The organism is Umezawaea beigongshangensis (assembly GCF_016464305.1).
GTDB classification, from domain to species: domain Bacteria; phylum Actinomycetota; class Actinomycetes; order Mycobacteriales; family Pseudonocardiaceae; genus Umezawaea_A; species Umezawaea_A beigongshangensis.
The window spans coordinates 1-24,965 of sequence record NZ_JAEIOJ010000021.1 but is presented as its reverse complement, the minus strand read 5'-3'; the positions used below and the strand labels follow the sequence as shown (position 1 = coordinate 24,965).

Genomic DNA, 24,965 nt, shown 5'->3' with positions numbered 1-24,965 from the left:
GCGGATGACTCCCGCGCGTGCCGGCCTCATCCTCGATGACATCGGCACGACGGTCCGGCGACCCGGCTCCGCGGAACCCAGGGCTCGTCGGAGCCCCTCACCAGGCCGGGGGCGGTTCAGGCCGTGCCGAGGCGAGTTCCGCGGCGCCAGACCTCACGGGTGTTGAGGGTGTCGGAGATCGTCGTCGTCGGGTCACCGTCCACCAGGAGGAGGTCGGCGCGCTTGCCCTCGGCGATGCGGCCGCGGTCGTGGAGGCCGAAGCGGCGTGCGGGAGCCGACGTGGCTGCTGCCAGCGCGTCGGTGGGGGACAGGCCCGCCTGAACGAGGTGCTGCAGTTCTTGGTGGACGCTGGCGCCGTGGGCCAGACCTCCCAGGAACGGCAGCGGCATGGAGGCGTCTGTGCCGACGAGGAGGTCGACGCCCGCGTGGTGCAGTGCTCCGACGGAGCGGAGCACGTCGTCGAGCTTGCCTTGCGGATAGCGGTTGAAGCTGCTGCGGAGGGTCTCGTTCCAGGCGGCGTCGAGACGTGAGGACACGCGCACGTCGTCGGCGAGGGCGTCGCCGGTGATGCCCATCATGGACGCGTTGAGCACCACGCAGGGCACGACGAAGACACCGGAGGCCGCGATGAGGTCAACGAGTTCGTCGGTGTGCGGCTGGTCCACGAACAGGTGGACCAGCCCGTCGATGCCCGCGTCGATCGCCATCCTGGTCGCCTCGACGGTGAGGGTGTGGGCGACGGTGAGCATGCCGTGCCTGTGGGCCTCCGCGACGCCTGCGGTCACGGTTGCCCGGTCGAGCGTCGGAAGGCCGGGGTGACCCTCGACGCTGCCGTCGTCGATCATGAACTTGATGTAGTCGGACCCGGTCTCGACCAGTCGTGGGATGAAGCCGGCTGCTTGTTCCGGTGTGGTCGAGAAGGGTTGGACGATCTCGCCGACGGGGCGGCGTCCGCCGCCGGGACGGAAGTCCTCGGGGAACAGTTCGCTGGGATGGCCGCCGGGTGGCGTGATCCCGAACCCCGCTGATCGGACGTCGGCGACACCGTCGTCAGCGGTGATGTGCGTCCGGTTGGGCTTGGTGTGGGCACCCTGCATCTCCAGTTCCGTGGTGACCCCGAACCGCAACGCCAGAGCCAGTGCCTCCTCGCTGGTGTGCACATGAGCGTCGAACAGTCCCGGCAGCAGGGTGCTGCCTCTGGCGTCGACGATCTCGCTTCCCGGTGGAGCAACGGCACCGACCGAGATGATGACGCCGCCGTCGATCACGACGGTGTCGGCGTCGAGCACCCGCTCGCCGTCGAACACGCGCGCGTTGGTGATCGCAGTCCTCATGTGCCACTCCTGTCTCAGCGCCTCGTCGCCGCGGCGACCATCGACTAGAATCATATCAAACTTAGAATGATTTCAAGTTTATGATCGGTTCAGGCGACCTATGCTTCGTCTCGTGGAGACGGTGGGGCGCAGGGAACGCAAGAAGGCACAGACGCGTCAAGCGCTCGCAGAGGCGGCGATGACGCTCTTCCTGGAGCGCGGATACGACAACGTGACCGTGGCCGAGATCGCCGCGGCCGCCGACACGGCTCTGGGCACCGTGTTCAGTCACTTCCCGGACGGCAAGGAATCCCTGATCTTCGACGACGGCACCCAACGCGCGGCCGCTCTGGTCGCCGCCGTTCGTGATCGCCCAGCGGGGCAGACGATCCTGCGAGCGCTGCGGGAGTTCCTCGCGGGCCGCGGGCCGTTCCGCAGCGACCCCTCGGTGGAGTTCCGCCGCAGGACTGAGCTGGTCGTCAACACCCCCGCCTTGCGCGGCTACCAGCTCAAGCTGTGGCTTCGCGGTCAGGACGTGCTCTCGGAGGCCATCGCCGCCGAGTGCGGTAGGTCTGCGAGCGAGATGGACATCCGGGCCCTTGCCCGCTACGTCCTGACGATCCCGGACCTCGCCGGCGCGGAACCCGATCCGCGTGCCGCTCTTGACGTCGTCTTCGACCTGCTGGAACAGGGATGGCGTGAAGTGTGAAGCGCCTCCGTGACCACGCGCACGGGGAGGTGGGGAGAGCGACTGCGGTCGGCGTGGTCGTAGGGTCATATGGGGCGGTCCGCTCCGGGCGAGGCACCCGCCGAACACGCGGTCCGGTCTCCGGAGCCCACCGCCGAGACCCGCCTTCGCCGGGCCGGCCGTCTCCGCAGGCGTTCTGGCTGCGGCGGGCTGTTCAGCGTCTGCCTCAGCGAGGGCGTGTTCACCACGAGGGGCTCGAATGCTCGGCGTCGTGGCGTCCGGCGCTGCGCTGGCCGGTGTCACTGCGGCGCTTGTCTGCCCGCCGCCCACGCTCCAGCGCGGCACCTGCGTGGTGCACCGGCCCGACGAGGCGGTCGTGGGGTGGGGTGCGCGGTTTCCCGGCGGAGTCCTGGTCGTGCACCGGTGTGACGGTGCTGGTGCGGAGATCTTCGGGATTTGCCGGGGATCGAGTTGCTGTGCAGGACGTCGGGCACACCGGAGCTGGCGGGTGCGGTGGCACACCGCACCGGCCAGCCGCAGCGGCGGGAGCGCGCTGGCTGCCGCGCTGAACCGAACCGGTCAGCCGCCACCGGGCCAGGAGCGTCCGCGGTGAGCGGGGATCGTGCGTTTGCGTTGCACTTTCCGGTGGTGGCGCTGGTGGCCTCCGGCGGCGGCCTGGATGCCCTGACCCGGGTGTTGGCGCCGCTACGAGCGGATCTGCCCGCAGCGGTGCTGGTGGCGTTGCACCAGAGCCCGGACCGGACCAGCCATCTGGCGAGATCCTGGCCGGCCGCACCGCGCTGCGGGTGCGCGCCGCCGCCGACGACGACGAGCTGGCCGCGGGGACGGTGCTGGTGGCACCCGAGGCCCATCACCTGATCGTGGCTCCCAGCACCCGGATCGGGTTGCCGGACTCCGGTGCGCTGTCTCCGGCGCGTCCGTCGGCGGATCTGCTGCTGGCCACCCTGGCGGTGACGTGCGGGCCGCGTGCGCTGGCGGTGGTGCTCACCGGGCGCGGCACCGGCGCGCAGGCGGGTACGACCTGCTCGGTGGCGCTGGGAGCTCACCGGCGCGGTTGCAACCGAGGAGCCAATCGGCGATGAGTTCGTCGCGGCGGACGGAGTGGTCGAAGTTGACCGGGCCGTTGTGCGTCGGGCCGCCGCGCGGCTGCAGCACCAGTTGCCTGTCGTTCATGATCGGGCAGGACAGGGGCGGGCACCGACAACCGGGTCCGGGTCAGGAGCCGCCGGGGTGGGCCGGGCCGGTCAGGAACGCCTGCGTCTCCTCGTCGACCGAGTACGGCCAGCCCGGTCGGGAAAGGCCGCTGCGCCCAGGACGAATGCGTCTGGTGCGGGGCACCGCTGGACGGTGGCGGCTTCGGAGGTCGGGGCAGACGTTTCTTCCAGTGCTCCGGGCTGGAGCGGACGGTTCGGCTGTGGGTGTGTGTCGGGCCGAGGAGTCGTTCGACGTCGTCGAGGAGGGGACGAGTTCGGCGACGGCGCGGTGGGGGTCTCCGGTTCGGATCGACGCAGGTGCCACGGGAGCGACTCGGCCGTGCAGACGTCTCGACCCGGGGTGTCGGCGATCCCACGTGGAGAACCGCCGCCGACCGCGATGGAAGAGGTTCGCTGGAGGGAGGCTCTCGCAGTACCTGTACCACCAGGGTCTCCCAGACGTCCAGGACGCCTGTCACCCTTTTCGAGTCGGCTCCCGGTTGCACGGAGGAAGATGAGGATCCACGTGAGGCGCGCCCGGCGGCCGCCCGAGAATCCGTCCCGGGAACCTGAACAAAAGCGCTGACAACACTTCACGAACACGAGCGGCAGCTTCACCCCCCATCAGTGTGATTCGGCTGCACCGGACGCGCGACTGTGTCGGCACGTGCTCTCCACGGTAGAATGGACGAAGACCAATGGCGGACAACCGGTTCACCACTCACGCGGATCTTTTCGATCTGAGTGGGAAGTACGCACTTGTCACTGGCGGCACCAGGGGCATTGGGATGATGATCGCGCGCGGCCTTCTGCAGGCGGGCGCCCGCGTCGTCGTCAGCTCACGCAAGGCAGACGCGTGCGCGGAGGCGCAGCGTCTGCTGTCCGAATTCGGCGACGTTCGAGCAATCCCCGCTGATCTGTCCAGGTACGACGAGTGCCGGCGCCTGGCTGATCTGGTCAAGGCCGACTCTGAACGCCTGGACGTCCTCGTCAACAACGCGGGAGCGATGTGGCGCGAGCCGCTGGAGACGTTTCCGGCCGAGGCGTGGGACGCAGTGATCGACCTCAACCTCAAGTCGCCGTTCTGGCTGGTGCAGGCGCTGCTGCCCGCACTGCGCAGGGCGGGCGCCGCCGATGATCCCGCGCGGATCATCAACATCGGCAGTATCGCCGCCATCCACGTCGCCGAGGCGCCCAACTACTCCTACGCCAGCAGCAAAGCGGCACTCCATCAACTCACCAGGGTGCTTGCCAGGGAACTGGGTCCACAGCACATCACGGTGAACGCGGTAGCCCCGGGAGTGTTCCCGTCGCAGATGATGGCGGCCACGATCGACGCCATCGGCGACACGATCGCGGCGAAGGCCCCTCTGCGCAGGCTCGGCCGCGACGACGACATGGCGGGTGTCGCCGTCTTCCTCGCTAGCCGGGCCGGGTCGTACCTGACGGGCGCCGTCGTCCCGGTCGACGGCGGCACCGCCACGACCGCATCGGGTACCTGAGCGTCGGCGCGAGGCTTTGCCAGCGGCCGAGAGGCCCTCGTGAACTGCTCCGAGTCGGGTCTCGACGGGGGATGCCAGCAGTAACTCCCTTCGCCTGCGAACAGGACCTATGGTGAAGGGGTGGCCACGATCGACCTGCGCACTGAGATCAAGGAATTCCTGAGCTCGCGTCGCGCGCGGATCACGCCCGAGCGGGCCGGACTGCCCGCCTACGGCGGCAACCGCCGGGTCACAGGTCTGCGTCGCGAAGAGGTGGCTCTACTAGCAGGGGTGTCGGTCGACTACTACGTGCGTATGGAGCGCGGCAGCCTCACCGGTGCCTCCGACGGGGTGCTCGACGCGCTGGCCTCCGCCTTGCAACTCGACGAGGCCGAGCGCGATCACCTGTTCCACCTCGCGCGGCAGTCCAGGGCGCCCGGCGCTCCACGCCGCCTGCGCCCCGCCGTGACGGTGCGTCCGGCGCTTCAGCAGGTGCTCGACGCCATCACCGACGCACCGGCGTGGATCTGCAACGGCCGTTATGACGTGCTGGCCACGAATCAACTTGCCCGCGCGCTGTATTCACCGGTGCTGGCCGACACGCGACGGCCTGCGAACACCGCGCGGTTCGTGTATCTAGATCCCGAGGCGGCGAAAACGTTCTTCGTCGACTATGACAGGATCGCCTGCGATGTGGCCGCGAAGCTGCGCATGGAAGCCGGTCGCAATCCGCACGACGAGGAGCTGATCGCCCTGGTCGGTGAGTTGTCAACACGCAGTGAACTGTTTCGGCAGCGGTGGGCATCTCAGGACGTTCGGCTCCACCGGTCCGGACGCAAGCGTGTGCACCATCCGGTAGTGGGCCAGCTCGACCTGGACGTCGAGTCGATGGAACTGGCCGCCGAACCCGGCCTTCTCCTGACCGTCTACACCGCGCCCGCCGGCACGGCGGCCGCGGACGGTCTGGTCCTGCTGGCTTCGTGGGCGGCCGGTCAGGAGGGGCTGGCGACCGGGGGTCAAGCGCTCAGCTGATGTTCCGACCCTTTTTTCAGTTCGTCTGTGTCGGCGCTGAGCGATCGGCGAGAGCGCCGGGCCCACGTGGGGAAGGCCTTTCCAGTGATCGGGGAACGTGCGCGACTACGAGCGGTCCACCTCTCACGGCGACGTCCGCATCACCTGGACCGTCACCACTTCGCTCACCACGCCGACGAGTCCCTCGGGGCGGGTCATCGCGCTGGCAGCGACTGCGAAGCGGTGCTCAGCTCTGCCAGAGTGCGCCGCCGATCGGCGAAGCGGCGACGGTAAGCCGCGCAGGACAGCTCGCGGTCGGTGAGGTAGGCGGCCGCCTGCGCCAGGGCCAGGGGCAAGTGCCCCAGATCGGCGGCCAACTCCTCCGCACCGGAGGCCAGCGTCGGGTCCAGGGCCAGCCGGGCCTGCAGGAACGCCGCCGATTCCGCCGCGGTGAACACGCCCACCTCGACGGAGTGGTGCGGTGATGTGCGCAGTGCGCCCCACCGGCGCCGCCGCCCTGATCCACCGCGCCGCCGAACACCCCGACCTCCTCGAACCTCTGCACCGGCACGTGCGCCCCCTGCTCAGCGGGTGCCCGGCCACGGTCGCCCATCGGTGAACCGCTGCCGATCCCGTCGCGCTGCAGGGCCGCACCCGCGAGGACGTGCCTTCTCCGGAGCGGCGGTCTCGAGTCGAGCACGCCGCCCACCCGGTCACCCGAACTCGCGCACGACCTCGATCGAGTCGGCCGGGTGGGCGTTGGACTCGTCGCCGACTCCGCCGTGTGAAAGGGGCTGGTGGGCCCTGTCTGGTTCCGACCCACCAGGTACCCCTCCCGAACGAGTCGTCCGGATCGCATCGCCGGCCCGCAGGGCCCGCTGCAACCCCGGGTCACACCGCGATCAGCGGTGGTCGGCACCGCACCGCTCGGTTCTGCCACAGCGGAGGGACGGCGCGGCACCCGTCGTCGTGGTGCCGGTTCTGCGGCCGGTACCTCCGGCGGCTGCGTCGCCTGGCAGTGCGGCACGATCACCGGCACCTCGTCGGATGATCAGTGGTTCCGCGTGGCGTGCAGGAGCGGGGTGATCTCGGTGAGCACGGCGGTCAACTGGCTCGCGCCGTGGCGCGTCCGCTCATCGGCATCGCGTTCCAGCGCCTCGCACTTCCGCACAGCGGCGTCCCGCTCTCGGTCGATCACCCCGAACACGTCGAGCACCGCGGTGTGGATCCAGTCGACCTGGTCGAGGTCAGCGGTGGCCAGAGCAGAGGCCACCACGGCAAGCCCGGCCGAGTCCTGACGTCTGAGCAACGCCTGCGCCGTCATGCGGGTGACGAACGTGTCACCGGCATCGAGCACGAGTCCCAGCAGCGGCTCCCGGGCCTCCGGCATCTCGGCGAAACTGGCCAGGCCGCGGCCCGCGTCGGCCCTGTCGCGGTGATCGGGGCTTCCCGCAAGCCCGATCAGCGCCGCCACCGCGGCACGTCTTCCCCCGTTGCTCATGGCCGCATTCTCCTGCGACCAGCACGCGGAGGCTCCTCGCGGCGCACATCGCAGACCACGACGCGGCGCGGCGCGGCGCCGGTCAGTTCGACCTCCGACGCCGCATGCCCTGCGCACCGACGAGGTGGTCCGCGTGGCCTCCGACTTCGCCACCGCCACCGCCGCGGCCCGCGCGGGTTTCACGGCGTCGAACCGCACGGCGCCACCCGGTACCTGTTCGAGCAGTGTCTCAACCGGCTGGTGATTCGCGGCCACTGTCGCCCGGCCCGCCGACGGGCAGCAGTACGCGCCCGGCTGCCCGTGGTGCTGCAGCACCACCTCGCGGTCCGGATCGCCGGGTGCCCGGTTCACGCGAGCGGGCGTTCGAGGAAGTCGTGTCCGAGGGCGACGGCCGCCCGAGCGATGGCCGTGTCGGGGGCCATGACGTCGAGTCCGTGGAATCCGCCGCCTCACCGGTGCAGCTCCACGCCGACTTCGACGGTCTTCGGGCGTGGTCGAGGACTTCGTCGCGGACGGTGTCGACGCTGCCGGACCCCGCGCAGGTGCGGGGCAGGTCGAACGGTGCGGGCCGGGCCGGTGCCCGTGGTGCACGGCCACGTGCTCTTGGCCGCGGGGGAGGAGGCGCTGCTCAACACGCAGCCCTTTCCCACCTCCCGAGCAACAGTTGCCCAGGGGCAACAGGGGTGCACGTGGCGGTGGCGGGAAGGCGCAGAAGCCCCTGGTGGGATCGCGGTCGTCGAGATCAGCGCCCGCCACCAGGGGCTCCGTGTGCTTGTCCATCGCTCTGCTCTGAACGCGTCCACCACCCCACAGGACCATCTCGTGGGACTGGTGGAGACGCTCACCGCGTCGGCCGGTCAGGAGGTGGTGTCTCCTGGCCCCACGTGACTGCTACCAGCAGTCACCGCGCGCCGCGGTCGCAGCCGACGACGGGCGTGCTCCCGCTGTGCGTAGAGATCCGCACCGGGGCTCTTCACGGATATTCCTCGGATGTCACAGGCTCAGTGCCCGGAAGCGGTCCCGGTTGGCGGACGCCCAGGTGCTGAACGGCTGTAGGCCCGGGTTGAGGTCCCGCAGCCAGTCGAAGTCGATCTGCGTCAGGTCCTTCTCGGCATTGATGAAGTACTGGAACATGTTGGCCAGTTCGCCGGAGTCGGGCATGCCCGAGTGGGCCAGTGCGGCCGGGTCGACGGGGACGTAGCGCACGGGTTCGCCGAGCGCCTCGGCAATTCCGGCGGCGAAGTCCTCTCCGGCGCACAGGTCACTCGCGATGGGCACCGTGCGGCCAACGAGGGTGTCGCCCCTGCCGAAGATCGCGTACACGGTGCGACCGACGTCTTCGACGGTGCCACTGACCACCTGGGCGGAGCCGATCGGCATCGCCAGCACGATGGTGCCGTCTTCAGCGCGCCGCGGGGCGTTGAAGGTGAACAGGGACTCGTAGTACATCGGTGCGGTGACGAAGGTGGTGGGGACGCCCGCGTCGAGGAAGAACGCGTTCGCCTCGGCCTTGCCGTCGGCGTGCGGCACGGTGTAGTCGGCTTCCTGGCGGGGAGCGTCCGGCAGGTAGGGCCGAGTGTCGGCCAGCGTGGACCAGATGACGTGCCGCAGGCCGGTCGCGGCGGCCGCGCGGGCTGCGTTCCCGGCCTGTCCTCGTTCACGTTCGGTCCGGGAGGTCCAGACCGAATCCGCGGTCGGCGGCTCCCACCAGTTCGTCACCACGAACGCACCGTGGGCGCCGTCGAAAGCACGACGCAGGCTTGCCTCGTCGTCCAGGTCAGCCTCGACGACCTCGACCCCCGAGGCGAGGAGTTCCTCGGCCTTCCCCTTGTTCCGGGTCACCGCGCGGGCGACGAACCCACCGGTGGGATCAGCCGCGATCGCGCGCACGACGCTGCCGCCCTGACTTCCCGTCGCACCCAGCACGGTGATGATGCGCTTCTCGCCCATCGTTGGCCCACTTCTCTAGATTGATGTGTCAAGCTAGACGGTAGACAAGATCTGCTTGACGTGTCAATCCCGCTTGTAGACTGATCACCATGACGGCTGACACCTCGCTCGACGACACCCAGCAGGACACGTGGCGGGGCTACCTGCGGATGGTCCGAGAACTCGACCGCCACCTGCGCCAGCATCTCCAGCGCGAGTGCGGCATGTCGGTACCCGAGTACGAGCTGCTCGCGCGCCTCTCCGAAGCCCCCGGACACCGTTTGCCGGTAGCCACCCTCGCCGAGAGCACCGGCTGGGAGCCGAGCCGCCTGTCCCACCAGCTGGCCCGGACCGGTAAGCGCGGCCTGATCAGCCGCGTGACCTCGGCACACACCCGCTACCCCGACGCCGTCCTGACCGAAGAGGGCTTCGCTCTCATCGCCGCGGCCGCCCCCGCGCACATCCGAGCTGTCCAGTCACTTTTCTTCGAGCTCCTGGGTCAGGACGGGCAGTCGGCCGTCGACGCCATCACCCGGAAGATCCTCAGCGGCCTTGACGCCCACCAGGCCGGTGACTGCTCCCTGCGGACGGACGCACCTGAGGAGCAGGGCGACTCACCCGCCGAGGACATCGACAGCTGAGCGAACCCGGTCGACAGCGCGGATCTCCATGCTGAGCCCAGCACACAGGACCACCACGGATCGTGCTCCGGCTCCTGGCGCTGCGGTCGCCGCTCGTGAAACCCGGGCCACAGCGAGCCCGTTCGGTGGGGCTCGACCAGCGAGGACGAGGAGTGGGACGGCCTGGACGAGTGCAGTGGGAGCGCGGCGCTGGCCCGCTCGCCCGGTGCGCGCTGGGCCGCGTGAGCGGCGTTGACCATGCACCGAGGCTTCTTGTCCGGCGGTGACCTCGTAGTTCTGCAGCACGTGGACGTCGAGTCGATGGAACTGGCCGCCGAACCCGGCCTTCTCCTGACCGTCTACACCGCGCCCGCCGGCACGGCGGCCGCGGACGGTCTGGTCCTGCTGGCTTCGTGGGCGGCCGGTCAGGAGGGGCTGGCGACCGGGGGTCAAGCGCTCAGCTGATGTTCCGACCCTTTTTTCAGTTCGTCTGTGTCGGCGCTGAGCGATCGGCGAGAGCGCCGGGCCCACGTGGGGAAGGCCTTTCCAGTGATCGGGGAACGTGCGCGACTACGAGCGGTCCACCTCTCACGGCGAAGTCCGCATCACCTGGACCGTCACCACTTCGCTCACCACGCCGAGGAGCCCCTCGGGGCGGGTCGTCGCGCTGGCAGCGACTGCGAAGCGGTGCTGCGCGGGCTGTGCACGACGGCCACCGACCACCTCGCGGCTCGCGCCGACGCAGAGCCGCCCGAGAACCGATCACCTCACCTCCCCCCGGTGCCGCCGCACCGGGGGGAGGGGCTCCTTCCGCGGCTCGTTCTGCGCCGGTCCGCGGCCAGCACCGCGGCAGGTGCCCCTCTCCGTACGACTTCTTTCCCGCCACCGGGCCTGATGACAACGCCTGGTCGCCGCGGGGCGATGTCAGATCAGGACCAGGGCGAGGCTGGTGAGAACACTGCCGAAGAGGAAGTAGGGGGCGTTGAGGAGGCCGTAGCGCAGCGGGTGCGGGAAGTTGGGGTTGATCGCGATGTTGAAGGTCATCGCGACGAGGTAGCCGATTCCGACGATCACACCGAACACGAGCGCGTCACCGACGGAGGTGATGCCCAGCGCGGCGACCAGCACCGCGCTGGTGAGTACGTTGATGAAGGTGCACACGAGCGGCCCGACCGCGTCGACGGTGCGCCGTTGCGGGGCCGGGGCGTTCTCGCGGCCGAGGGCGCGGGCGTACTGCTGGGGATCGGCGAACACGAAGTACGCGGCGCCCGTGCCGGCGAGCACGACCGTGGACACGACAACGGCGATCCAGTTGATCTGGGTGAAGACGGAGAACACGGTTCGTCCTTCTGTGGGTGTGGCGTCCCGCGACGATGATGTCGCCACGGGACGGTCTTCCGAGCGGCGAAGCGATTTCCCGTGCCTCCGGTTCGAAGTCGTGACGCGGGGTCGTCGCCGGGGTCGCGGGTACCGGACTTCAGGTAGCACGCCGCCGGAGCGCCGGCTGCGCGAGCGCGGGCGGGACGTGGGCGATGTCGACCGGTCCGACGTCGGTTCCCGGCGGCACGATCTCGTCGATGCGGTCCAGCAGGTCGTCGTCGAGGAGCGTGCCGGCTCCCGCGAGCAGGTCCTCGAGCTGTTCGGGCGTGCGTGGGCCGATGATCGCCGAGGTGACCGCGGGGTGAGTGGTCACGAACGCCAGGGCGAGGTGGGGCAGCGACAGTCCGGCCTGGTCGGCGATCCGGGCGAGCGCTTCGACGGCGTCGAGCTTGCGTTCGTCGGTCATGTGCTGACGTGCCCAGTGCAGGCGGCCCGCCGTCGCCGTTTCCGCGTTGCCCTTGCGAAGGCGACCGGCGAGCAGACCCATCGCCAGCGGGCTCCACACCAGCACACCCAGCCCGTAGCGCTCGCAGACGGGCAGGACCTCGCGTTCGATCCCGCGGTTGAGGATCGAGTAGTGCGGTTGCTCGGACCGGAAGCGGGCCAGTCCGCGCCGTTCGGCCACCCACTGGGCTTCGACGATGTCCGACGCGGGCAGGTTGGAGTGGCCGATCGCGCGCACCTTGCCCGCGCGCAGCAGGTCGGTCAGCGCGCCGAGGGTCTCCTCGACGTCGGTGCCGGGTTCGGGGTGGTGGACCTGGTAGAGGTCGATGTGGTCGACGCCCAGACGGCGCAGTGATCCTTCGACGGCGGAGATGATCCACCGGCGGGAGCTGCCGCGATGGTTGGGGCCGGGTCCCATCGGGCCGTTGAACTTCGTGGCCAGGACGACGTCGTCGCGGCGACCGCGCAGGGCCTTCCCGACGATCTTCTCGGATTCGCCGTCGCCGCCGTAGACGTCAGCGGTGTCGATGACGTTGATGCCGCCGTCGAGAGCGCGGTGGACGATGCGGACGCAGTCGTCGGGATCGGGGTTTCCGTACGGGCCGAACATCATCGTGCCCAGGGTGTAGGCACTGATCTGGATGCCGGTCCGGCCGAGCGGGCGGGTGAGCACGGGATTCTCCTGCGGTGTGGAGGAGTGCGGCCGGGCCCGGGCGTGCTCGGCCGCGACGTCGACGATCCAGGTGACGCCGAAGCGGTCGGCGAGCATCCCGAAGGCGGGCGCCCACGGGGCGGGGCCGAACGCCTCGATCACGGTCGCGCCCTCGGCGAGGCCCTCCCACACGGGGGTGACCTCCTCGATGCTCTCGCCGCGGACGGACAGGAAGAACGGCTCCTCGGTGATCGTGGTGCCGTTCTCGCGACGCGTGGTGGGTGCGCCCGCAACAGCCGGCGTGTGCTCGCCGGGCACGTCGTAGGCCATGACGCGGAAACCGTTGTCGGCGACGACCTGGCCGAACACGACGTGGGCGGCGCCGGGCAGCTCGGCGGGCATCCCGAAGTCGGCGTAGGTGGCGACGGTGAGCTGCCCGCCGAACACCGACCGGTAGAACTCCAGGGCTTCGCGGGCCTGACCGCGGAAGTTCAGGTGGGCGACAGCGTTGAGCGACATGGTGTTCTGGTCCTTCACGAGTGGTTCCTGGTGCCGGAGGCTTCCGGCTACGAGAACCACGATGTCAGCAGTACCGGTCAGAGAACGTCCGCTACTTGTGGCACGGTGACGACATGCCGATCGCTTCCTCGACAACGACCTCCAGCCGGCTGCTGTCGCTGCTGTCCATGCTGCAGGCCCGCCGCGACTGGCCGGGCGGCCTGCTCGCCGAGCGGCTGGGCGTCAGCGAGCGGACCGTGCGCCGCGACGTCGACCGGCTGCGCGAGTTGGGTTATCCCGTCCACGCGGTCAAGGGCCCCGATGGCGGCTACCGGCTCGAAGCGGGCAGTCAGATGCCACCACTGCTGTTCGACGAGGAGCAGGCGGTCGCGCTCGCCGTGGCCCTGCGGATCGCCGTCGGGACGGGCGCGGGCATCGAGGAGGCTGCCGCGCGGGCCCTGGCCACCGTGCGGCAGGTCCTGCCGACACGGCTGCGGCAGCGCGTCGACGCCCTCGAGATCAACGCGGCCGGGCACGGCACCGATCCCCAGGTCGACACCGTGGTCCTGCTCGCGCTGAGCGCCGCGGTCCGCGCGCGAGAGGAACTGCGGTTCGACTACCGCTCCGCGGGAAGCCCCGACGATGCCGAGCCGCCCCCGCCTCGCCGGGTGCAGCCCCACCACCTGGTGGTGCGGGCCGGACGCTGGTACGTCCTCGGCTGGGACCCCGACCGCGGCGACTGGCGGACCTACCGTGCCGACCGGATGACACCGCGTGTCCCGACCGGACCGCGGTTCGTCCCCCGTGAAGTGCCGGGCGGCGACGTGGCCGCCTTCCTGGCGGCCCGCTTCAAGGGTTCGGAGAGCGCGAACACCTGGCCGTGCCGCGGCGAGGTGGTTCTGGACCTGCCGGTGGCGGAGGTGGCGCCGTTCGCCGGTGACGGCGTCGTCGAGCCGCTCGGGGCCACCCGGACCAGGCTGACGACGGGGTCCTGGTCCTGGGCCGCGCTCGCTGCGGCGCTGGCCCGTTTCGACACCGAGATCGACGTGGTCTCCCCACCGGAGCTGCGCGCCGCGTTCGCAGACCTGTCCCGTCGCGCCAACCGCGCCGCCAGGCCCGAACAGGGCCTGCCCCCGGTCAGCGGTCCCCGAGGATGAGCTGCTTCCCGGACGATCTTCGATCCCGGGCGGTACCGAAGATCGGGGCGTGCCGCTCACACGACAGAGGACGTGACCTGTGATGGTCGGGGTCGTGTGATCGAACCGCGATTCGTCGGTGAGTTCCAGAGGCCGCTGCACACCCCCGATCCACCCGGTCCGCCTCGGCCGCACTGGTGCGCGCGCGAGCGGCGGTTGTTCCTCACCCACCGACCGCCCCCGGCGGGAGCGCACTGACCTCTGTGCTGCACCGGGGCAACGTGCCACCGGGCCAGGAGCGCTTGCACGACAACCACCTCATCACCATCCACCAGGGCCTGATCCGCTGTGTGAGCAGATCCCCTCGCAGAACCACCCGCGCCGCAGCTCCGTCGCGCTGCGGCGCCACAGAGCAGAGAGTGGAAGCGGTCACCGTCGCGGCTGACGGCCAGCAACTCATCCCCACGCGCCAGACCCAGCCCCCTGGCGGGGGAACCTCACTCCGCGGGCTCGGCTCCGGTCAGTCCTGGTCCTCGGGCTCCTCTGCCCGCTTTTTCTGCTCGTCCACCGACGCGAACGGTCCCTCGGGCACCGGCGGGTTGAGCGCGTCGGACCACTTCGTCAGCGCAAGGAGAGCGTGATGGCCGATCCGACCGCGTGCCGGTGCGTCGCCGTCGTCGAATCGGCGCACGGTCCCGCGGTACTGCGGGACCGGTCATGCTGATGTCGAGGACAGGGCGCGGCGTTTGCGCAGCGCCAGCAGTCCGGCCACGACGCCGGTGGCGATCAGGGAGCCTGCGGTGTTGTTGAGGAAGTCCTGTGTTTCGCACAGACCGCGGTTCAGCAGCGGCTGTCCCAGCTCGATCACCGCGCTCAGCGCCGCCGCCGCGCCGAACACCGCGACGGGACGGTGGGTGGCCGCGACCGCGCAGAGCACCAACGGCATGAACAGCACCGCGTTGAGCAGCTCGTTGGCGCCGTGCAGCGAGAACCCGTCGACGTAGCAGAATCCCTGGTCCACCTGAGTCACGCCGGGCTGAGCGGTGTGGTTGGAGGTGGTGCGGGAGAACGTCACACCCAGCACCAGGCCGAGGAAGAGCCCCGCCAGCACAGCCGGTACCGGTCGCCACCCGAACCGCCGCGCCGCGAGCCGTGCGGTGAGGCCCAGTGCCGCGGAGCCGACGCACACACCGCCCGCGATGAGCGGGTCGGAGAGGAACCCGAGTGCCGCTCCGGCCGCCTGCCGGATCTGGTCGAACACGCGATGCGCACCTCTCCTCTGTCAGTCCGATCGAACGGTGTCACAACTGGCGCAGGTACGGACCGGTGGACGTCGTCGCCGACGCCCTCTCGACAGCCGGCTCCGTCGCCGGCTGTCGGAGGCGTACCCCGTACGCGGTGCAGGAGCCACCGCTGATCGACCGCGCGATGACCGTGCCGTCGACGGAGTAGGCGGAGTACTCGTTGCCCGTGTCGAGCGCGATCTTGTAGCCGTGGGCGTCGGGCACGGCCGACGGGTAGAACTCGGGCACGCGGGACGGTTCGTGGCCGTTGCTCAGCCCTTCGGTGGTGCCGGGGCCGCGCGTGATGATGATCGACACGGCCTTGTCGCTCTGGTCGAACACCACCGCGCCCCGCAGCGGCAGGTTCAGGCCGTAGAAGGCGCACGGGCCGGGGGTGGAGCTGTGCGGGGCGCCGATCAGGCCGGTGGCCCGAGCCTCGGTGAACGTCGTGCCGATCCTGATCGGTCCGAGACCGGCGTGGTCCAGCACGGTCGGTTGTTCGACGGCCGCGAAGGCGGCCCGCTCCGGCGGCGCGGCGGCCGCAGAGGTAGTCGGGTACCCGCTCAGGGCGGCGAGCAGGGCTGTGAGCGCGATGAGGCGCACGGTCGACTCCGATCGGTGAGTGTGGTGCGGTGATGCGGTCCGCCGCGGCGGACCGGGGTCCGTGCACCTTGCGGTGGCGCACGGACCCCGGCTGCCCGCCGGGTGGCCCGTCAGGGGGTGGGCTCGACGCCGGTGGTGTCGGTGACACCGGTCTGGACGGAGGTGAAGGTCGTGACGGTCCCCGCCGGGAAACCGTCGACGGCGCGGGTGGCGACCCTGCGTTCGCCGATGAACCGGCCGGTGTCCGGGTCGACGATGATCTCCTGGCGCACGTGGCCGTCGTCCACGCCCAGTGCGGTGCCGATGCGGCCGTCGAGGTCGGCCTGCCGGTCGGTGACCTGAAGACCGGGGAGCTTCGCCAGCGCCCGGTAGAGGTTGGCCTGCACGTGCCCGTCGATCAGGCCGCTGCGCAGCGCGGTGGCGGCGTGGTCCAGCATCCGCACCTCGGTGCGGGCCTCGTCGTCGGGGGGAAGGTCGTCCTCCAGGCGCTTCAACAGCTCGTCGGGGTCGGTGGGCAGACCCGCCTGCCACTCGGCCGTGGGGTGCAGCCAATCACCGGGCCTGTGGCACTGCTGGTCGGGTTCGACGAAGAAGTCGCCGCAGCGGGCGCGTTGCTCCCCCTCGGGCCAGCCGCCCTGCGGCCAGGTGCTGGTGGTGGCCACACCGGCTGCCCGCGCCTCCTGCTCGGTGCCGAGCACCCACTGCTGGTCGCCGGTCACGTCCCGGCGCAGCAACCACTCCCCGGCCGGGTCGGCCGGGACCCAGGTCTGCAGCAGGTTCTCCGCCAGCCGGGCGAACCGCCGGCCGTCCCCGGCGGTCGACGAGGCCATCCACCAGGCCCTGGTGGCCACGTAGCGGTGCCGGCCGGGTCCGACCGGCTCGTCGGCCTCGCCGATCACCCCGGCCGCCGCCCGGTCCAGGGTGGCCGCCGCCTCCGCGGACGCCGACGGCGGCGAGCCGCCGAAGGAGACGGTCTGCGCGACCAGCCCGCCCGCCACCAGCACACCCACCGCCACCGCTCCGAGCAGCGACCGCCGCCCCGACCACCCCGACCGGCGTGGTCGCGGTCCTCGTGGCCCGGCCCGGCTCGACCGGGCCTCCTCCACCGAACTCACGCCCGGTGGGACGGCCTCCCACCGGGCGGCCCCGCTCGTCCTCCCGTGCCGATCGGCGTGCTGCTCGGCGCCGTCCATCAGCGCCGCCCGTGCGCGCGCCAGCGCCGGCTCGTCGGCGCGGACGCCGGCGTTGAACTCCGCCAGCGCGAAGTCCAGCTCGTCCTCCGTCCAGGTGTGGTCGAAGTCGTGGTCACTCATCGCCGTTCCTCGCCTTCTCGGTGTTCGTCTCGTGGGCACGCAACCGGGTACGAGCCCGGTGCAGGCGGGAACGGACCGTGCTGACCGGGATGCCCAGCGCCTGGGCCACCTCGTTGGAGTCCAGCCCCGCCCAGCTGGTCAGCAGCAGCACGTCCCGGTAACCGGCGTCCAGTCCGGCCAGCGCGCCGGCCAACCGCCGCGTCCGAGCCGAGGCGTCGATCCGCTCGGCCACCCGCTCCTCGTGGCCCTCGCCCCCCTCCGACGTCCCGGCCGCCCGCGCCGCCGCGTGCTCGTCGACGCCGACGTTCGGTCGGTGCCCGCCGTTCGTCTCCCACCCGGAGGGGGACGTGACATCCACTGGTCAGCGGACGATCCGGTGCAGTGCGGCGTCCAGGATCTCGATCGGCTCGGTGGGCAGGGTGTAGTCGTGCACACGCGTGGAGCGCGCGCGGCGGGGTCGGGGCGCGGGATGGCGATGCGCAGCCGCTCACCGTCGGGGCTGTGACGCTCGCCCGGGACCTGGCGGGCGGCGGTGTTGAGGGGCAGGGTCATGTGATTGAGCCTCGGCTCGCCGGTGGGCTCCAGCAGCCGCGGGGCGGTGGCGGTGCTGCCCTGGTCGATCAGCGCGCGCAGGAACACCGAGCCGCCGGTCAGCGCCTGGCGCAGGATCTGCTCGGCCACGTCCACGCTCCACTGCACACCTCCGACCCGCCGAGGCCGCACTTGCCGCGTCGGCGGGCGCGTGGCTGGCGGCTGCTCGGCACAGGTGCGCGACCGCTCGGGGGTGTCCGCGCTCAGCGCTTCCGGGTCACTTGGTCGCGGTCTTGTCGATCCGGTGGGAGGCGACGAGCGGGTTCTCGTTCAGCAGGCGCAGACCGAGGGGCGTGATGAGGTGGGTGACGCGGTGTGCGCGTTGGTGTGTGCTGATCAGGCCTGTGTTGCGCAGGATCCCGATGTGGTGGCTGACGGTGGCCGGGGTGACGTTGTTCCGCTGTGCCAACGCCGAGGTGGTGCTGCCAGTCACTGTCGAGTGCAGGATGGCGGCTCTGGTGTGACCGAGCAGCGCGTTCAGGTCCCCGCGGCGTTCCCGATGGAGTCGGGACTCCGGCCGCAGGGGGAGCACCAGAACCGGGCGCATCGCCGGGTCCGCCAGGGCCACGGGGTGGCACAGGGCGAAGTAGCACGGAACCAGCAGCAGACCGCGGCCGCCGAGGTGCAGGTCGCGCTCTACCGGGTAGTCCCAGACGGTCAGCACCGGCGGCTCCCACCGCATCAGCGGTTCGAAGCCGGCCAGCAGGCCGTCCGGCCCGTGCTGCAGGTAGGTGTGGATGAGTTCAGCGCGTTCCGCGCGAAGGGCCTCTTCGACGACGGGCAGGTGCGCTTCGATCACCTCACGGGCGTAGACGCGCAACGCCCACCGCAGTTGTCGCAGTGCGCCGATGTCACCGCGACCCATGTCGTCCAGCCAGGCGGAGGAGCGGGCCGCACGCCGAAGCCAGCCGATCTCCTCCGCCAGCCGAGCCCGTGAGGTGGACAGCACGACGTCGATACCGGTGTCCAGATCGGGTACGTCCATCGCTGGAGTGAGGAAGTCGGGGAAATAGGCCGCGTGCGGCGCCACCTCGGCCAGTGCGCCGACAGCCGCCCGCACGTGGTTGCTGCGTGCGGCCACCTCTCGCACCTGTCTTCGCCACCGGTCGAAGTACGCCCGGCCGCCTCCGTGCTGGAGCAGCTGGACACTGCTGACCACTTCCCACATCGGGTCCATCTCCATCTTCACCCTCGTACGTCCCAAATCCGCACCGGTGAAGTGGACGCGCAAGCTCGGCACAAGCCCCTCTGTGACATCGACGTTCGTACTGCGGAGTCACCCGGCCTCCCCGGGCCGGACACGCACAGCGGACTGCAGATGCGGCGTCGTGCGCTCGAACACCCGATCAGAGCAGTGATCCTGCGGGGTTCGAACGTTGTCGAACGACCACGAAGTCGTGTGAGTCCTCGGCCACGATTGCCGGACCGGTGCGCAGAAGAAGTGAGAACCGCATCGGTGCACCGAATCAGCGGATGTCAACCGACATCCACCTACAGCGAAGGATCGACATGAGGACAGTTGTTTCAGCTCTGCTCCTGACGGGCACCGCACTCCTGGGACTCGCCGGGCAAGCGACCGCCGCACCCGCCACGACCCCCGAGACCGCCCAGAGCAAGGAGGTGGCGGCCCAGGCGTACCGCTGTGGCTACTACGACGGCACGGTGACTTTCCGGCGCGGCGACGTCGGTAACGCTGTCCGCGAGATCCAGTGCCTGATCAACATCGGGTACTACACGCCCGAACTGCAGGTGGACGGCGAGTTCGGTACGAAGGTCGACGCGGCCGTCAGGTGGTACCAGCGCTGCTCCGGCATCACCGTCGACGGCGTGGTCGGTCCCGACACGTGGTACCAGTTGCGCAACAACCCGAACTGCTGAACCCCCTGTCGCAGGCGATGCGCATCACGCCCATCGCGATCTCGGTACGAGCCGCCCTCGTAGCAGATGTCATGAAGACTCCTCCAACAGTTTTCGTGGACTTCGGTTCAAGTGCGCTTCGACGGTGACAACGTTGTGAGCAGTGCGCTGCAGCGATTTTCCGCACTGGTGATGAGCGGACACCAGATGTAGCGGGCACGGGTTGTCAACCGCCCGAGCGAGAAACGCCGGACAACAACTTCCGGACAAAGCCCGTGCCGTGTTCGGTCCGCTTGTGAGCACGCCGCTGGTCCTGCTCAGCGGCGCCACGTCCAACGACCACCGGCCCCCGTCGGCCGTGGTGACGGGAACTGGCGAGACGCCGGAGTCGTGCTGTGAACCAGGACGGGCAGCGGGTTGCGAGCGCCGTTGTCACCGGCCGGGCCCAGCAGGTGTTCCGCACGGCGTCGGCGGAGGTCGTGAACGCCGAACGACTGCTGCGCCGGGCTGGCGTGCGCGGTGTTCGAGTCGCAGTCGTGCACCGCCAGCGGGCGATGTTCTCGGGGCTCGCCCTCCGCTGCGATGCGGCGGACACCGGCGAGGTGACGCCCTCGGCGCCGGGGGCGGTCGCTGTCGATGCGTTCGCCCCGGCGCCGGATCCGCGTGCGCAGCGACCGGCTGATCGTCGCTGAACCGCCCAGCGGCGCGGTCGCTGCCGGTGACGCCACACAGTTCCTCACAGCGATGAACTCCAACGGCTCGTCATCTGTCGACACGTCGTCACCGCCATCGTCGAGCCGACCCGAGTCACCAGGCCTGCGACCTGACCACCGCAAGACACGAAGACGTGGACCCGTCCCGCTGCAAAGCGGTACAAAGACCCTCGGGTACAGGATGTGCGACGGGGGAACACACGTGCGGTGGAATACAGGCGCCCGGATCCGCGGGTGTGAAATCAATCCAGTGACCACCTTCGCAGTTCTTCCCTGGTCCCATCGTCCTGTCGACGACGTTGTGGTGGCGGGTGCGACGTGTCCACGGTCGCGCACCGCCTGGACGGTTGCCAGGACCTCGACCGGCACTTCACTGGCACTTGCCGCACCGGTGTGCCGTTCCCCGCGGTCACGACGCCCACGGCGCCGGGCCAGCAGGACGTGGTGTCACAGTCGTAGCGGGGATCCCGATGTTCGGTGACCTCGTGCGCGAGTGGCGACGACGCTCGTCGTTGACCCAGGAAGAACTCGCGGCCAGGACCGGCCTCGGCCTGCGCAGCATCGGTAAGATCGAGACCGGGCGGATCGCCGCACCGAGGGCGGCGACGGTGCGCCTGCTCGCCGACGCCTTCGGCCTCACCGACACCGACCGCGACCGCTTCCTGCAGGTCGCCTCGGGAACGGGTGATCGGTCGCGGGGTGCGACAGCCACGCCCGCCCAACTGCCCGCGTCCCCGGTGCTGACCGGTCGTGCCGCCGAGCTGGCGCTGCTGGACGAGAGTGTGGCGGAGACCTCCGGCACGGTGGTGGTCTCGGCGATCGGCGGGGCTGGCGGGATCGGCAAGACCTGGCTGGCGCTGGCGTGGGCGCACCGCCACCTGGACCGCTTCCCCGACGGGCAGCTGTTCGTGGACCTGCACGGATTCAGCCCCGCAGAGGCGCCGGTGGCATCGGGGGCGGCGGTGCGCGGATTCCTCGACGCCCTCGGCGTCGACCCCGGCCGCATCCCCACCGGGCTGCACGCGCAGGCCGCACTGTACCGCAGCCTGCTCGCCGGACGGCGGATGCTGGTGGTGCTGGACAACGCAGCCACCAGCGAGCAGGTCGTTCCGCTGCTGCCGGGCAGCCCGACCTGCACCGTGCTGATCACCAGCCGCCACCGGCTGGCCTCCCTGATCGACCGGCACGGCGCCCGCCACCTGTCCCTGGACGTCCTCACCCGCGACGAGGCCCACGCTCACCTGGTCGCACGCCCGGGTGCCGACCGCGTCACCGACCAGCCCGACGCCGCCGAGGAACTGCTCGAGCTGTGCGGAGGCCACCCGCTGGCTCTGTCGATCACCGCCCGCAATGCCGCCACCCGCCCTGACATCGCACTGGCAGAGACCGCCGGCGAACTGCGGGAGCTGGGACTGCAGATGCTCGAGCACGACACCGACCCCGCCGCGAGCCTGCCCGCCGTGCTGTCCTGGTCGCTGCGCCACCTCACCGACACCCAGCGCACCGTGTTCGCACTGCTGGGCATCACCCCCGGCCCTGACACCACCCTGCCCGCCGCGACCGCCCTCACCGGCCTGCCCTCGGCCTCCACCCGCAAAGCACTGTCGGCGCTGGAGGAGGCATCTCTGCTCCAGCGGCAGCCGGCGGGTCGTTACGCGATGCACGACCTGGTCCGCGACTACGCCGCCAGCACCGCCGATGATCTACCCCACGGCGTGCGGGAGACGGCCCTGACACGGGTACTGGACTTTCATCTGCACACCGCTCATACAGCCAACCGCCTGCTGGCACCCCACCACCAACTCCTGCACCCGCAGCCGCCCGCGCCCGGTGTGCATCCGCTCCCGCTGCCCGACGCCGCGGCGGCGACGGCGTGGCTGCGGGCCGAGCACGCCACCCTGCTGGCCGCCCAGCGCGCCGCGGTCGCCCGCGGCCGCCACCACGTCGTGTGGCACCTGGCCTGGACACTGGACACCTTCCACCAGCGCGGCGCGCACCTGCGCGACGCGCTCGCGGTGTGGCTGCTGGCGCTGGACGCCGCTGCCCACCTGCCCGACCCCGCTGCCGGCAGTCGCACCCACCGGCTGCTGGGCCACGCCTGCTCCCGGCTGGGCCTGCACGAGGAAGCCACCGAGCACCTGACCCGGGCCCTGGACCTGGCCGCGCGCCGACACGACCCCGCACAGCAGGCGCACGCCCACGAGGCGCTCGCGTTCGCCTGGTCGCAACGCGGCGAGAACCGACGAGCCTTGGGCCACGCACAGCACGCTCTCGCCCTGCACCGCAGCCTCGAGCATCCGGTGTGGGAGGCCGACTCGCTCAACGCGGTGGGCTGGTGCGCCACGCGCCTGGGCGAGTTCGACACCGCCCGCGAGCACTGCCACGCAGCCCTCGCCCTGTACCGCCACCACCACGCTCCCGACGGCGAAGCAGACACCCTCGACACCCTCGGGCTCATCGCTCAGCACACCGGCGAGCACCACCAGGCCATCGAGCACTACCGCCAGGCACTGGCCCTCTACCGCGCCCTGGGCGACGCCTGGGAGAGCGCCAACACCCTGGACAACCTCGGTCATCCCCACACCGCCCTCGGACAGCACGAGCACGCCCGCGCGGCATGGCAGGAAGCCCTGCAGCTGTACCGGGAACAAGGCCGCAGCACCGACGCCGGGCGGGTGCAACGACAACTCGACGGCCTCGAGCCGGAACCGATCAGACCGTCGCATACGACCAAGACCGCGCAGGGCAGGTGAGCAGAGCGCATCGCACCCCGACATCCCCTACGGCGCCACCACCGCCACCGGAGCAGCCGCGGAGGTCAACCCCTTCCGCTGGCTCGGCGGCTACCAGCTCAAGGACGGCGTCTACACCCTCTGCCACCGCTACTACAACACCACCCACGCCCGCTTCACCGCACCCGACCCCACCGGCCAAGAAACCAACCCCTACGCCTACGCGCAAGGCGACCCCATCAACCGCAGCGACCCCACCGGCGCCTACAGCGTCGAGGAATTCAGGTCGGATCTCGGAACCATCGCAGACACCATCGCCGTCGTCGCAGTTGTCGGTGGAATCATCGGATGTGCCATCGTCACCGCAGGAACCTGTCTCGCTGGTGCCGCAACAGGCGCTTTCTACGGGGGTGCCGTCGGATTGGGTTTTGGTTTCGGTGTCGTCGCATTCTGGTGACGCGGGACAGAGAAAGGAAACGACGTGCGTCGTGGCAAGTCGCAGGCATGGGCAGTAATATCTCTGGTACTGCTCGGGTTCATCGCAAGTTGGATTGCTTACCTGCTGGGGATTGATCGATCCTGGGCATTTGCGGTGGCCGCTGCGGTGGGCGTCATTTCCGTCGTAGTGATGATGAGGGTTTATCGTCGTTGAGTTGACGCTTAAAAATTAAGATCAATTCCTCGGTGGTCACGTTCGCTCCCGCATGAGTTGACACCTGTTTCGCCCTCGAAATTGGAGTGGTAAAAGAGTTTTCGGTAAAAGTGAACAGTTCGGTGGTGGGCGAAGTTCTGACATTTTCTCACCACCGAACGTTTGCAGCGGGGAGCCCTTTCCAACCTCATCCGACGGTGGGATGGAGTGAGGGGACGGCTCGGATCGGGTCGGCGATTCGACTAGTGGAGCAACAGAGGCGGCAAGATCGCCGCAGAACCGACCTGTCCCCTGGCGGAGGTCCTGGCCGGCCGCGCCGCGCTGCCGGCGACGAGCTGCCCGCGGCGGTGTTGGTGGCACCTGAGGCTCATCATCTGGTCGTGGCTTCCAGCGCCCGGGTCTGGTTGCTGGACACCGGTGCGCTGTCCGCGGTGCGTCCCTCGGCGGATCTGTTGCTGGCCACTCTGGTGGTGGCGTGCGGGCCGCGTGCGCTGGCGGTGGTGCTCACCGGGCGCGGCACCGGCGCGCAGGTGGGTGTCCGTGCGGTGGCGTGTTGTGGTGGCACGGTCTTCGCGCAGGATGAGACGACCTCGGCGTTCTTCGGGATGCCGGGTGCTTCGATCACCACCGGTGATGTCGAGCGGGTGCTGGCGCTGTCCGACATCGCTGCCGCCATCGACAGCCACTGTCACCAGCCGCCGTCCGGCTGACCCTCTCAGCGCGCCGCTGGGGGCGGTTTCGGGGTTTCTGGGGTTGGTGTACCGGCGGAGCCGGTGGGGGTGTGCTGAGGGGCTCTCGTCCGTTGTCGTCTCTGTCGCGGCTCGTGGACGCCGGTGCTGTGGCGTGAGTTCGGTTGCCTCGAGCAGGGGGACGTGACTTTGCCTGGTCAGGACCGCTTGAGCGCGTGTCGTGGTGGGCTTGGTGCTGGGTGTGGGGTCGGGTGGTGTGTCCGCCGGAGGCGGGGAGTGCCTCGTGCGGGTGCGCAGAGCCCATGCTCGTAGCAGATGCTGTGTGGCGTGATGTTTGGGGTGCGCGGAGCGGACTTGTCGTTGTGTCGCAACAGGTCTAGCATTACTCGTATTCGCATTGTGCAGTAAAATTGCACCGGTTATTGTTGTATCGCAAGGCGTTGCTGTCGCGCGGAGCGCGAACATAAGTGCTTGTGATCTTCGTTTTTTGATGCACCATCACAAGTCTTGTTAGGACAGTGATAACTATGTTGTGTACCAACGGGTTTTTCGGTATAGTCTCCACTATGGATGGTGACGGTGAGCGAAACTCTTGCGGAGCAAGGGTTTCGCGAGCGCGAGTAGACGCCCGGAGGGCGTCGGTTAGGCAAGCGGAGCGCGGCAGA

At 70.0% G+C, this 24,965-nt stretch carries 25 protein-coding genes and 3 pseudogenes; 14 read left to right on the top strand and 14 right to left on the bottom strand.

The features are described 5' to 3' along the window. Positions 1-116 precede the first annotated feature (116 nt). Positions 117-1,334 carry an amidohydrolase family protein gene (locus IMZ35_RS29055; RefSeq protein WP_199444408.1) on the bottom strand — a complete coding sequence of 406 codons (1,218 nt, stop codon included), beginning with the start codon at positions 1,332-1,334 and terminating at the stop codon, positions 117-119. Positions 1,335-1,446: 112 nt separating this feature from the next. On the opposite strand from IMZ35_RS29055, the gene IMZ35_RS29050 reads away from it, so the two are divergent. Both IMZ35_RS29050 and IMZ35_RS32185 read left to right on the top strand, forming a co-directional pair. Continuing rightward, positions 1,447-2,022 carry a TetR/AcrR family transcriptional regulator gene (locus IMZ35_RS29050; protein ID WP_307868993.1) on the top strand — a complete coding sequence of 192 codons (576 nt, stop codon included), beginning with the start codon at positions 1,447-1,449 and terminating at the stop codon, positions 2,020-2,022. Between the two features lie 492 nt (positions 2,023-2,514). Further along, positions 2,515-3,104: pseudogene (locus IMZ35_RS32185) on the top strand (chemotaxis protein CheB). A gap of 133 nt (positions 3,105-3,237) precedes the next feature. Here the strand turns inward: IMZ35_RS32185 and IMZ35_RS31590 are convergent. Then, entirely contained in the window at positions 3,238-3,360 is a 123-nt protein-coding gene (locus IMZ35_RS31590; protein WP_267877305.1) for a hypothetical protein, read from the bottom strand. Positions 3,361-3,913: 553 nt separating this feature from the next. Here IMZ35_RS31590 and IMZ35_RS29040 point away from each other — a divergent pair. Next, positions 3,914-4,717: an SDR family oxidoreductase gene (locus IMZ35_RS29040; RefSeq protein WP_199444406.1), complete on the top strand. Its 804-nt coding sequence runs from the start codon at positions 3,914-3,916 to the stop codon at positions 4,715-4,717. Positions 4,718-4,837: 120 nt separating this feature from the next. Beyond that, complete coding sequence (locus IMZ35_RS29035; RefSeq protein ID WP_199444405.1) at positions 4,838-5,728, top strand: helix-turn-helix transcriptional regulator; 891 nt, start codon at positions 4,838-4,840, stop codon at positions 5,726-5,728. A 194-nt stretch (positions 5,729-5,922) separates the two neighbouring features. Here IMZ35_RS29035 and IMZ35_RS29030 read toward each other — a convergent pair whose 3' ends face one another. Next, on the bottom strand, positions 5,923-6,165 hold the full coding sequence (locus tag IMZ35_RS29030) for a hypothetical protein (RefSeq protein ID WP_199444404.1): 243 nt from the start codon (positions 6,163-6,165) through the stop codon (positions 5,923-5,925). 26 nt (positions 6,166-6,191) lie between these two features. Here IMZ35_RS29030 and IMZ35_RS31585 point away from each other — a divergent pair, with 26 nt between their 5' ends. Next, positions 6,192-6,326: a hypothetical protein gene (locus IMZ35_RS31585; protein ID WP_267877304.1), complete on the top strand. Its 135-nt coding sequence runs from the start codon at positions 6,192-6,194 to the stop codon at positions 6,324-6,326. A 432-nt stretch (positions 6,327-6,758) separates the two neighbouring features. On the opposite strand, the gene IMZ35_RS29025 is transcribed toward IMZ35_RS31585, so the two are convergent. Together IMZ35_RS29025 and IMZ35_RS29020 are read right to left on the bottom strand one after the other, a co-directional pair. After that, positions 6,759-7,181 carry a hypothetical protein gene (locus IMZ35_RS29025; RefSeq protein WP_199444403.1) on the bottom strand — a complete coding sequence of 141 codons (423 nt, stop codon included), beginning with the start codon at positions 7,179-7,181 and terminating at the stop codon, positions 6,759-6,761. A 1,020-nt stretch (positions 7,182-8,201) separates the two neighbouring features. Beyond that, entirely contained in the window at positions 8,202-9,158 is a 957-nt protein-coding gene (locus IMZ35_RS29020) for an NmrA/HSCARG family protein (protein WP_199444402.1), read from the bottom strand. Positions 9,159-9,247: 89 nt separating this feature from the next. On the opposite strand from IMZ35_RS29020, the gene IMZ35_RS29015 reads away from it, so the two are divergent. After that, the gene (locus IMZ35_RS29015; protein ID WP_199444401.1) at positions 9,248-9,778 is read left to right on the top strand and encodes a MarR family winged helix-turn-helix transcriptional regulator; all 531 of its coding nucleotides are present in this window, start codon (positions 9,248-9,250) and stop codon (positions 9,776-9,778) included. A gap of 285 nt (positions 9,779-10,063) precedes the next feature. Beyond that, positions 10,064-10,222: pseudogene (locus tag IMZ35_RS29010) on the top strand (transcriptional regulator); the annotation flags it as partial. Positions 10,223-10,681: 459 nt separating this feature from the next. Here the strand turns inward: IMZ35_RS29010 and IMZ35_RS29005 are convergent. The 3 genes and pseudogenes from IMZ35_RS29005 to IMZ35_RS28995 all read right to left on the bottom strand — a co-directional run. Next, on the bottom strand, positions 10,682-11,095 hold the full coding sequence (locus IMZ35_RS29005) for a DUF1761 family protein (protein ID WP_199444400.1): 414 nt from the start codon (positions 11,093-11,095) through the stop codon (positions 10,682-10,684). Between the two features lie 139 nt (positions 11,096-11,234). Then, complete coding sequence (locus IMZ35_RS29000; RefSeq protein WP_199444435.1) at positions 11,235-12,254, bottom strand: aldo/keto reductase; 1,020 nt, start codon at positions 12,252-12,254, stop codon at positions 11,235-11,237. Positions 12,255-12,296: 42 nt separating this feature from the next. Next, positions 12,297-12,752: pseudogene (locus IMZ35_RS28995) on the bottom strand (VOC family protein); the annotation flags it as partial. A gap of 113 nt (positions 12,753-12,865) precedes the next feature. Here IMZ35_RS28995 and IMZ35_RS28990 point away from each other — a divergent pair. Continuing rightward, a complete protein-coding gene (locus tag IMZ35_RS28990) occupies positions 12,866-13,888 on the top strand; it encodes a helix-turn-helix transcriptional regulator (protein ID WP_199444399.1) in 1,023 nt (340 codons plus the stop codon). Positions 13,889-14,387: 499 nt separating this feature from the next. On the opposite strand, the gene IMZ35_RS28985 is transcribed toward IMZ35_RS28990, so the two are convergent. From IMZ35_RS28985 to IMZ35_RS28960, 6 genes are all read right to left on the bottom strand, one after another. Then, on the bottom strand, positions 14,388-14,558 hold the full coding sequence (locus tag IMZ35_RS28985) for a hypothetical protein (RefSeq protein ID WP_199444398.1): 171 nt from the start codon (positions 14,556-14,558) through the stop codon (positions 14,388-14,390). Between the two features lie 24 nt (positions 14,559-14,582). After that, entirely contained in the window at positions 14,583-15,128 is a 546-nt protein-coding gene (locus IMZ35_RS28980) for a VanZ family protein (protein ID WP_199444397.1), read from the bottom strand. A 40-nt stretch (positions 15,129-15,168) separates the two neighbouring features. After that, complete coding sequence (locus IMZ35_RS28975; RefSeq protein ID WP_199444396.1) at positions 15,169-15,753, bottom strand: hypothetical protein; 585 nt, start codon at positions 15,751-15,753, stop codon at positions 15,169-15,171. A 110-nt stretch (positions 15,754-15,863) separates the two neighbouring features. Beyond that, positions 15,864-17,066 (bottom strand): CU044_5270 family protein, encoded by a 1,203-nt coding sequence (locus IMZ35_RS28970; RefSeq protein ID WP_199444395.1) that lies wholly within the window; start codon positions 17,064-17,066, stop codon positions 15,864-15,866. Beyond that, complete coding sequence (locus IMZ35_RS28965) at positions 17,059-17,424, bottom strand: RNA polymerase sigma factor (RefSeq protein ID WP_199444394.1); 366 nt, start codon at positions 17,422-17,424, stop codon at positions 17,059-17,061. Before IMZ35_RS28965 ends, IMZ35_RS28970 begins: the two co-directional genes overlap by 8 nt. 450 nt (positions 17,425-17,874) lie before the next feature. Continuing rightward, on the bottom strand, positions 17,875-18,846 hold the full coding sequence (locus IMZ35_RS28960; RefSeq protein ID WP_199444393.1) for an ArsR/SmtB family transcription factor: 972 nt from the start codon (positions 18,844-18,846) through the stop codon (positions 17,875-17,877). A gap of 320 nt (positions 18,847-19,166) precedes the next feature. On the opposite strand from IMZ35_RS28960, the gene IMZ35_RS28955 reads away from it, so the two are divergent. From IMZ35_RS28955 to IMZ35_RS32020, 6 genes are all read left to right on the top strand, one after another. Then, positions 19,167-19,535, top strand: coding sequence for a peptidoglycan-binding domain-containing protein (locus IMZ35_RS28955; RefSeq protein ID WP_199444392.1), 369 nt, complete (start codon positions 19,167-19,169; stop codon positions 19,533-19,535). A gap of 374 nt (positions 19,536-19,909) precedes the next feature. Next, positions 19,910-20,206 carry a hypothetical protein gene (locus tag IMZ35_RS28950; RefSeq protein ID WP_199444391.1) on the top strand — a complete coding sequence of 99 codons (297 nt, stop codon included), beginning with the start codon at positions 19,910-19,912 and terminating at the stop codon, positions 20,204-20,206. A 491-nt stretch (positions 20,207-20,697) separates the two neighbouring features. Then, positions 20,698-22,980: an ATP-binding protein gene (locus tag IMZ35_RS28945; protein ID WP_229373601.1), complete on the top strand. Its 2,283-nt coding sequence runs from the start codon at positions 20,698-20,700 to the stop codon at positions 22,978-22,980. Beyond that, complete coding sequence (locus tag IMZ35_RS32180) at positions 22,952-23,416, top strand: RHS repeat-associated core domain-containing protein (protein WP_199444433.1); 465 nt, start codon at positions 22,952-22,954, stop codon at positions 23,414-23,416. The genes IMZ35_RS28945 and IMZ35_RS32180 overlap by 29 nt, the downstream gene beginning before the upstream one ends. 24 nt (positions 23,417-23,440) lie before the next feature. Beyond that, positions 23,441-23,611: a hypothetical protein gene (locus tag IMZ35_RS28935; RefSeq protein WP_199444390.1), complete on the top strand. Its 171-nt coding sequence runs from the start codon at positions 23,441-23,443 to the stop codon at positions 23,609-23,611. A gap of 86 nt (positions 23,612-23,697) precedes the next feature. After that, positions 23,698-24,321, top strand: a complete 624-nt coding sequence (locus IMZ35_RS32020; RefSeq protein ID WP_307868985.1) for a chemotaxis protein CheB — start codon at positions 23,698-23,700, stop codon at positions 24,319-24,321. The last annotated feature ends 644 nt before the right edge of the window (positions 24,322-24,965 follow it).

Excerpts from the sequence above, each read along its gene's own strand:
- IMZ35_RS29055 (WP_199444408.1), bottom strand. The coding sequence starts at position 1,334 with ATGAGGACTGCGATCACCAACGCGCGCGTGTTCGACGGCGAGCGGGTG.
- IMZ35_RS29040 (WP_199444406.1), top strand. The coding sequence starts at position 3,914 with ATGGCGGACAACCGGTTCACCACTCACGCGGATCTTTTCGATCTGAGT.
- IMZ35_RS31585 (WP_267877304.1), top strand. The coding sequence starts at position 6,192 with ATGTGCGCAGTGCGCCCCACCGGCGCCGCCGCCCTGATCCACCGCGCC.
- IMZ35_RS29020 (WP_199444402.1), bottom strand. The coding sequence starts at position 9,158 with ATGGGCGAGAAGCGCATCATCACCGTGCTGGGTGCGACGGGAAGTCAG.
- IMZ35_RS29015 (WP_199444401.1), top strand. The coding sequence starts at position 9,248 with ATGACGGCTGACACCTCGCTCGACGACACCCAGCAGGACACGTGGCGG.
- IMZ35_RS28990 (WP_199444399.1), top strand. The coding sequence starts at position 12,866 with ATGCCGATCGCTTCCTCGACAACGACCTCCAGCCGGCTGCTGTCGCTG.
- IMZ35_RS28970 (WP_199444395.1), bottom strand. The coding sequence starts at position 17,066 with ATGAGTGACCACGACTTCGACCACACCTGGACGGAGGACGAGCTGGAC.
- IMZ35_RS28955 (WP_199444392.1), top strand. The coding sequence starts at position 19,167 with ATGAGGACAGTTGTTTCAGCTCTGCTCCTGACGGGCACCGCACTCCTG.
- IMZ35_RS28945 (WP_229373601.1), top strand. The coding sequence starts at position 20,698 with ATGTTCGGTGACCTCGTGCGCGAGTGGCGACGACGCTCGTCGTTGACC.